5 protein-coding genes are annotated in these 8,480 nt (G+C 53.6%); 3 read left to right on the forward strand and 2 right to left on the reverse strand.

Going from position 1 to position 8,480, the window contains the following annotated elements:
* Positions 1–448: 448 nt before the first annotated feature.
* The 3 genes from ACFS25_RS27655 to ACFS25_RS27665 all read left to right on the forward strand — a co-directional run bounded on the left by ACFS25_RS27655 (position 449) and on the right by ACFS25_RS27665 (position 4,487).
* On the forward strand, positions 449–2,140 hold the full coding sequence (locus tag ACFS25_RS27655) for a cryptochrome/deoxyribodipyrimidine photo-lyase family protein (RefSeq protein ID WP_381507802.1): 1,692 nt from the start codon (positions 449–451) through the stop codon (positions 2,138–2,140).
* 321 nt (positions 2,141–2,461) lie between these two features.
* Positions 2,462–4,108, forward strand: coding sequence for a tetratricopeptide repeat protein (locus ACFS25_RS27660; RefSeq protein ID WP_381507804.1), 1,647 nt, complete (start codon positions 2,462–2,464; stop codon positions 4,106–4,108).
* A 151-nt stretch (positions 4,109–4,259) separates the two neighbouring features.
* A complete protein-coding gene (locus ACFS25_RS27665; RefSeq protein ID WP_381507806.1) occupies positions 4,260–4,487 on the forward strand; it encodes a hypothetical protein in 228 nt (75 codons plus the stop codon).
* Positions 4,488–4,514: 27 nt separating this feature from the next.
* Here ACFS25_RS27665 and ACFS25_RS27670 read toward each other — a convergent pair whose 3' ends face one another.
* Positions 4,515–6,620: an outer membrane protein assembly factor BamB family protein gene (locus ACFS25_RS27670; RefSeq protein ID WP_381507807.1), complete on the reverse strand. Its 2,106-nt coding sequence runs from the start codon at positions 6,618–6,620 to the stop codon at positions 4,515–4,517.
* Between the two features lie 493 nt (positions 6,621–7,113).
* Positions 7,114–8,480: PKD domain-containing protein (locus tag ACFS25_RS27675; RefSeq protein ID WP_381507809.1), on the reverse strand; the 1,367-nt coding region annotated here is incomplete at its 5' end.

An 8,480-nucleotide genomic window follows, 5' to 3' on the forward strand; every position in this document is an offset into this window, starting at 1 on the left:
ATTAGTGGTCAACAAAAAGATGGATAACCAATAAACGGTCAACACTTTTCAGGACGGGTCAGTCTTAAAAGCGTTCACGAAAATGTTGCGTTTTCTGAACGCGAACTATGGAAAGTGCAACATATTGAAAAAGAAGAGCGTAACTTTATTCTAGCTTAATTAACGGTTAAATACTATTTAGGAAATCTGAGGAATAGCTTACAATTACTTGTATTGATACATTATTCACCGGCGGTGACTGTAGGCAGGTGAACAAAAGCTTCATGAAACCAGGATTTGATGAGACAATTAGTCTTCAATATCCGTCAATGCCAATTCGTAGTATAAGATCAGGACCAAACTCGATAACTCTGCCACCACACAGCCGGTTACTACTAGCCAGGAGATCATTTTTCGGCTTAAGGCAAAGGCCTACTCGTCGATAAAACCTGGTCTCTAGGCTGATCCCATGCTTAACAAGCCTTACATCGACCTGCTATGGTTCAAGCGCGATTTGCGCCTGCGTGACCACGCCCCGTTGCAAGCCGCCATTGCCAAAGGACAGCGGGGACCCAAACGGCCCCTACTGCTGCTGTACTGTTTCGAGCCGTCGCTCATCGCGGATCCCAACTACGAGCTGCGCCACTGGCGGTTTGTGCACGAATGCCTAACGGATCTCCAGCAACAGCTGGCCACCTTGCCTTCACCCCCCGCCCCCCAGCCCGAGCCCCTCCCCCTGGTACACGAGTGGCTGCCGTTTGTCTTCGAGGAGGTCGAGCAGGATGATAGCCCACTCCCCACGGGGCCACCCGCCCTGTGGGTGTTTCACCGGGAGGTAGTCGAGGTACTCACCGCCTTGCAGACCCAGTTTACCATCGATGCCCTCTACTCCCACCAGGAAACCGGGATTGCCCTAACCTACCAGCGCGACAAAGCCGTCGCCCACTTCTGCCGCCAGCAGGGCATTTGCTGGCATGAGTTTCAAAATAATGGCGTGATTCGAGCCTTGCCTGACCGCGATACCTGGGCCGCCGACTGGCAGCAGACCATGCTGGCCCCCCAGACCCATCCTGACCTAACCCGCTGGTACCCGGCTGATATGCCCCTGACCTGGTACGAGACCCAGCGTGGTCCCCAGCTGCCCCCGGCCTGGCTGACACCGAACTCGTTGTTTCAGCCCGGTGGGGAACACAAAGGGCACCGGTACCTGGCCAGCTTTCTCAACCAGCGCATCACGCTCTACGCCCAGTCCATTTCCAAACCCCTGGAAAGCCGACGGGGCTGCAGTCGGCTATCGCCCTATCTAGCCTGGGGCTGTCTGAGTATTCGTCAGGTTTACCAGGCTCAACGGCAAGCGGCCAAAAATCCCCAGCTGGTAGAGGTGGGCCGGCAACTAACCGCCTTTGCCTCGCGTTTGCGCTGGCACTGCCATTTCATCCAGAAGTTTGAGAGCGAAGACCGCATGGAGTTCGAGAACGTGAACCGGGCTTTTGACGCTGTTCCCAAAAATGTCAACCCTGACCACTACGCAGCCTGGCGGGACGGGCGCACGGGCTATCCACTCATCGACGCCTGTATGCGCTGCCTGGCCGCCACGGGCTATATTAACTTCCGCATGCGGGCCATGCTGACTTCGTTTCTAACGCATCACCTGTTTCAGCATTGGCAGGAAGGGGGTTGGCATCTGGCCCGGCTGTACACGGATTTCGAACCGGGTATCCACTACGCCCAGATCCAGATGCAGTCGGGCATGACGGGTACCAACACGATCCGTATCTACAACCCCGTCAAGCAGTCCCAGGATCATGACCCTCAGGGCGTATTCATTCAGCAATGGGTACCCGAACTGGCCAACTGTCCGCTGGCCTACCTGCACCAGCCCTGGACGATGCCGGTGTTGGAACAGCTGATGGACGGGTTTGAGGTTGGGGTTGACTACCCCGCTCCCATCATTGATGCAGGGGCGATGGCCCGTCAGGCGCGCCTTCAACTTCACCAGCCCCGTCAGAGTGAGGTGGGACAGGCTGAGCAGGCCCGTATCTTGGCCAAACATAGCTTACCCGCTTCGAGTCGACCCAAGAATGGGGGGCGGAAAGGGGGCAAGAAGCGCAAGCCTACGATTAGTCATCCAGACACGACGGTGTCGAAACCACTTAATTGAGGGGTTGATGAGAATAAGTCTTTAGTGGTCATAAAATCATGTTGAGTTGGCCATGAACGAAGCCATTGCGTGAGTGCACCACTAAACACATGCTGACCAGCAGATGGCTTTTAGTGGCCTCCCCCTTGAAACGTTTTTACCACTTGCTCAGAAGAGAGGGCCATAGCTCATTAATCTAATTAACTTGGAAGCGTTCAACGGGTAAGTTATTTAACCGGAGCAGTTGCCCGACAACGATTTAAACGTAGACTGACCGTAGGTCGGTAGCTCCCTTAGGGGAAATACCAGGCGTTTGTAGAACCTTTATTAAGGCTATTTACCATGCATAAGAGCGCATTCCTTCCCCTTTTTATGGCCTTGCTTCTTAGCTGTAAGCCCAAAACCAATACGCCCACCACCGAACAAATTAATGAGTTGAACCTTAAAACGGGGCAACTCATTCTATGTGGTTCACCGACCATCCAGTTGGGCGATGCCGAATTTAAAACCACCTGTAACGCAAAAGCTAAACCCGATTTTGATCTGGCGATCAAGCTGCTCCATTCATTTGAATATGAGGAGGCCGAGAAAGCGTTTGCCAACGTGATTGATCAGGATCCGCACTGTGTGATGGGCTACTGGGGCATCGCCATGGCCAACTTTCATCCACTTTGGACGCCACCTACCGAGGAGGAACTCAAAAAGGGGACTAAAGTAATCCAGGTCGCCAAGACATTGGAAACCTCGAAACGAGAAGCGGATTATCTAGCGGCTATTAACGCTTTTTATCAGGATTGGCAAACAGTCGATCACCTCACTCGTTGCCAGCGGTTTGAAAAGGGGATGGAAAACGTGTACAAAACGTATCCTAACGATAAAGAGGCGGCTATTTTTTATGCCTTGGCCTTAGATGCGGCTGGTGCTGATGATCTCTCGTTCCGTAAACAAAAAAAAGCGGGTGAAATTTTACAGGCTCTCTATCCAGGTCAGCCCAATCATCCGGGTATTGTTCACTATCTGATCCATACCTATGATTATCCTGAACTGGCTCAACTGGGCCTGCCTGCTGCCAGAAAATATGCCTCCATTGCTCCCTCATCGGCCCATGCGCTGCATATGCCTTCGCACATTTTTACCCGGTTAGGGCTCTGGGATGACTGTATTGAATCAAACCTAGCTTCGGTGTCAGCCGCCCAATGCTATGCCAAAGCGGCATCCATCCAAGGCCATTGGGATGAGGAACTTCATGGCCTGGATTATCTGGTCTATGCCTATCTGCAAAAGGGAAATAATGAGTCGGCCAAAAAACAGTGGGATTATGTGAAAACAATGACGGAGGTTCATCCCACCAATTTTAAAGTAGCCTATGCGTTTGCGGCCATTCCAGCCCGTTACGTATTGGAAAATAAACAGTGGTTCGAAGCCGCCCATCTTCAGGTAACGCCCGCCGATTTTCCCTGGGAAAAATTTCCCTGGCAGGCTTCCATTATCCATTTTACTCGCGCCTTAGGGTCTGTCCATATTGGCCAGTTACGGACCGCCCGTCATGAACTAGCTCAATTAGGTACGCTTCACCAGCGCTTACTCGAGCAAAAGGACGCTTATAAAGCCAATCAGGTGGCCATCCAGGTTCGCACTGTGGACGCCTGGTTGCATTGGAAAGAAGGGCATACTCAGCAAGCGCTGGCGCTAATGCAGCAGGCCGCCGATATGGAAGACAAAACGCAAAAACATCCGGTCACGCCGGGCGAGGTTCTACCCGCCAGAGAACTGCTGGGCGACATGCTATTAGAAGTCGGCAAGCCTAGCGAAGCCTTAGCCGCCTATGAATTGGATTTGCAAAGGCATCCCAACCGGTTGAATGGGGTGTATGGCGCTGGGCTATCGGCCAAAAAAGCCGGTGATGGTCAAAAAGTTAACGCTTATTTTGACCAATTAACTGCCATCACCGGGAACCGTATGCTACGGGTTATAGTTGACAGTTATTAAAAACGTATCTAGCCAAACGATACTCCGCTCCTACTCAAAAATCGTCCAGATAAACGGTTATATAATTTGTCGATTTTAATTTTATTTACTTGAAAGCTAGCTACTTATATTACTGTCCGGGATTGTAAAATCCGTTCACGAAACCGTCCGAATGGTTTCAGAACAAGGCCGTTCGTTTGCATCACCAAATTTGGGTAGCGAGGATAGGATAGCCACACGGGCGACCCTATTGTCACAGCGCCGGCTGCCCGCTGGGAATCGACGGGCCGCGCTGCGGTCAAATCGGTTGGGTACAGGACAGGATAAGTTGAAAGTAGCACGGCACAGTCCGCCCTGCCCAAAATTACCTGACCGATGCCTGTTACGCAGCAAACGGTAAACAACCGCTGGCCGACAAAGTAGCTGATTACGGCAACGCAAACGCCACGTACCGATCCCCCGACTTGGTTTTGAGTTTGCCGCCCCCGCAGGCAATCACCACGTATTGCTTGCCATTCACGGCGTAGGTACTCGGCGAGGCATACCCGGCGGCAGGCAGTTTGGCCCGCCAGAGTTCTCGGCCCGTCTTCCGGTCGAAAGCCCGAATCAGTTCGTCGCGGGAGGAAGCAATGAATAGCAACCCGCCCGCCGTGACGGCTGGAGCCCCATAGTTGTCGGTGCCCGTCGGGGGCAGGCCCTTCGCCACTAGTTCGGGGTACTCGCCCAGCGGGACTTGCCAGCGGTGTTCGCCCGTATTCAGGTCGATCGCCGTCAGCGTGCCCCAGGGTGGGCGGCTCACGGGGTACCCGGCCCGGTCATACCAGCGGGTAAACCCGGTGTGGTGGTAGGGCGCGGTGTTCAGGGCCGCGTTGCTGGCGACGGACGTTGTTTTGCCGAACAAAAAATCCACGATGGCCTTGCGCTCGGCTTGCTTCAGGTGGGTGAAGGCAGGCATCATGCCCTGGCCTTTGGCCAGAACCTGGGCCACCGACGTCTCGTTGCGTTTTTGGGAAATGCCCATCAGGGCCGGATAGGTACCGTCGTGACTACCTTCGCGGTTCTGGCCGTGGCAGGCCCCGCAGTGGGTTTGGTAGAGTTGGCTACCGGTGCGATCAACGACCCTATCTGACAACGAACCAGCGGGGGTCGGAACCAGCGCCATGGTGACCGGAATTTGCTTTGAAGGAACGTACATAATGCCTGCTTCGTCCACCGCGGCCCCGCCCCACTGCGCGCCACCGTCTGTGCCGGGGAAAAACACGGTCCGATTGGGGCTCAGGGGAAGGGGAATAAACTCCTTCCCCGATTGCCAGCGCCGGAGCTGGGCCAGCACCGTGTCACGGTCGGTTACGAAATCGTTAATATCGCTTTCCGGAAACGATTGCCGGGTAAAAGGCGCGGGTTTGAGGGGAATCGGCTGGGTGGGCCATGCTTTTTCCCCCGGAACGCTGGAAGCGGGCATGGGGCGTTCCTCAATCGGAAACAGGGGCTGACCCGTGACCCGGTCGAAGACGAAGAGGAAACCTTGTTTGGATAATACCGAAACGGCATCCACCTTTTTGCCACCACGAACGACGGTGAATAAATTGGGCGGAGCCGGAATATCGCGGTCCCAGATGTCGTGGTGGATCGTCTGAAAATGCCAGAGTCGCTTGCCCGTGGCCGCGTCGAGGGCTATAAGGCTGTTAGCGAACAGGTTCTGGCCAGGCCGGGTACTGCCGTATAAATCGAATGCCGCAGTCCCCGTAGGGGCGTAAACGATGCCGCGCTGCCGGTCGATGGCCATGCCCATCCAGTTGTTGGCTCCCCCGAAGTTGCGGTGGCCGTCTTTGGGCCAGGTGTTGGCCCCGTACTCGCCTTGGTGTGGAATAGTATGGAAGGTCCAGACGAGCCGCCCCGTGCGCAGGTCGTAAGCGCGCACGTCGCCGGGCAGGGCAGGGGCGATCTCCGACACCCGGTGGCCCATGATGAGCAGATTTTTATACACCACGCCCGGCGTGTTGCTCACCACGTACTCGTCGGCTCCCGGGCGGGCGAGGCCGTCTTTTAAATTAATTTTCCCGCCTTTCCCGAAACTGGCCACCGGTTTTCCCGTTCGGGCATCGAGGGCGTAGAGCAGCGCGCCGTAGGCGAAGAAAATCCGGGCCTGCCGCCCATCGGTCCAGTAGGTAACGCCCCGGCTATTCATGGCGAAGGTATCGTCGGTGAAGGCCGTTTTCCAAAGCTCCCTGCCTGTAGCCGCGTCGAGGGCAAAGGCCTGCGACCCTGCCGAAACACCGTACATCACACCGTCGATGATGAGCGGGTTGCACTGAATCTGGGTGTTGTTTTTGAGCGTATCAACTCCGCCCGACGCATATTCCCAGGCGACCTGTAGGCCTGCCACGTTGCCGGGATTTAGCTGGGTGAGGGGCGAAAAATGATTGCGATCGGGCCCACCGTTGTATTCGGGCCAGTCAGTGGTGGCGGGTTTGTGAATCAGGCTGAGCAAGCCCAGGGTCAGCAGTAAGGCGGGGTAGGTCAAGCGTTTCATGAGTAGGTTTGGCAGAAAGTTCAAATGAATACAAAATGGCCGAAAGTTGGGGTGAACTCTGGGCTTATGTGGCTCAGGGACACCTAACATCCCATCCTGTCAGCTTTAGCTTTTATGAAGCTACCTGGTGCGTTGCGTAGCCTTTTTCGTACGTTACCAACTTAGTGGTTACTGCAAACTCCTCTATGCAATCGACCGTTACCGGCCAATGAATAGCCAACGAATGCGATTCATTAGATTTCTAATTTGCTACTAGCCAGTGGGTTGTATTAACAATGACCGTCAACAAAAATCGTTCACGAAATTGTCTAATTTATTTCTGAGCAGCGTTCGCAGAGTTAAATAGCTCTTCAACTCAACCAGTCGCATATGACGTCCATTTACTTCTTTAACAAGTCACGACTTAGTAAAGAACTCAAATGTGAATTATTCAGACTAGGTCTAAAATAGGCTATAGTTGACTGGATCAATCAACTATTGTCTGCGAATTATGTCATTCATCTTCACTAAATCGAATCGATTTTATGCGTACCGGTGAGCCATTAAAAATAAAATAGAGGTTATGCTGGCCCGAACCAGTATTGGTAGAAATAGGGATGATCATCTTATCCCGGTATTCACCCGAGAAGGTACCCAGAAGTTGTCCACCCACACCACCCAGGCGGACTTCTATCGTTCCCGATTGAACCGCTGCTCCAGTTCGGCTGGGGCCACGAACAAGTTCGATTTGGTTGATTCCGGCCAGATCGATGGCAGTAAAGCCTAAAAAGGCACCCGAACTTCGGGTCATGGCCAGGCTGCTGTCATTGGTAAAATTGGTGTCTTCAGCCACAGATGCATGAGCAACTGGCACCGTTGGGCTTCGTAAGACAACCGTCATTTCACTCGACTGGGCAGCTGCAGCTTTGGCTCCCCGGTCTGTATAAGCCGCCCGAAAAATAAAGCTACCTTCGGTTGTGGCACCGCTAGCCACGTCGGTCTTATAGGTGCCTTGTACGGGCAGTCTTTGGGCGGGCCTGGGAGCCTCCGACAAACTGAGAATATAGGTGGTTATGGACTTGACATCGCTTTCAGCCATGGTCGGGTGGGCAGGCATAAACGCATCGCCCCACACGCCCGAACCGCCCTGTAGTATTTTTTTAGCTAGGCTAGCCATCGCTGATGGATCGCCTTTATATTTCAGGGAAACATCCCTAAACGAAGGACCCAGCACTTTTTCCTTCACCGCATGGCAGGACTTGCAATCACTTTTGTTGATCAGCGATATAGCCGTAGCATATTGGGCCGAGGCATCCACCCGCAATTGATTTTGGGCGATGCGCGTTAAATTATAGCCTTCGGACAGATAATTGGTACTGACCGAAACCTGAGCGGGTAAGATCGTTTTATTGACCAGGTTACCGTCTTCCTTATCACTGACCTGGACGGCATACTCGATGCTTTTGCCCGGAAAAAAGAAGCTGGAATTCCCTTTCGTGATCGCAAACGTCACCACAGGCGGTTCATTACCCGCTTTAATGACGACGGATTTGGCATTTTGAGCTCCCGACTTATCGGTTACCGTTAAGGTAGCCTGATAGGTACCTGGGTTGGTGAGTGTCAGGGAAGGATTGGCCTGGTTGAATTGCCTGAAGGCCACTCCGTTTCGGGTAATTCGCCAGGCGTATTGTAATGAATCCCCTTCATCAAAATCGTGGGTGCCCGCCGAAGAAAGCGTGATGGACAGCGGAATCGCACCGGCCGTCTTGCTGGCGGAGGCTTCCACCTGGGGCTTGCGGTTACCGCCGTTGTATTCGATGCGGATCAGCTCGGCCTCGGGGTTATCTTTAAAGTAGCCATTTCCGTATTCGAGTACATATA

Source organism: Spirosoma flavum, assembly GCF_042686045.1.
GTDB lineage: Bacteria > Bacteroidota > Bacteroidia > Cytophagales > Spirosomataceae > Spirosoma > Spirosoma flavum.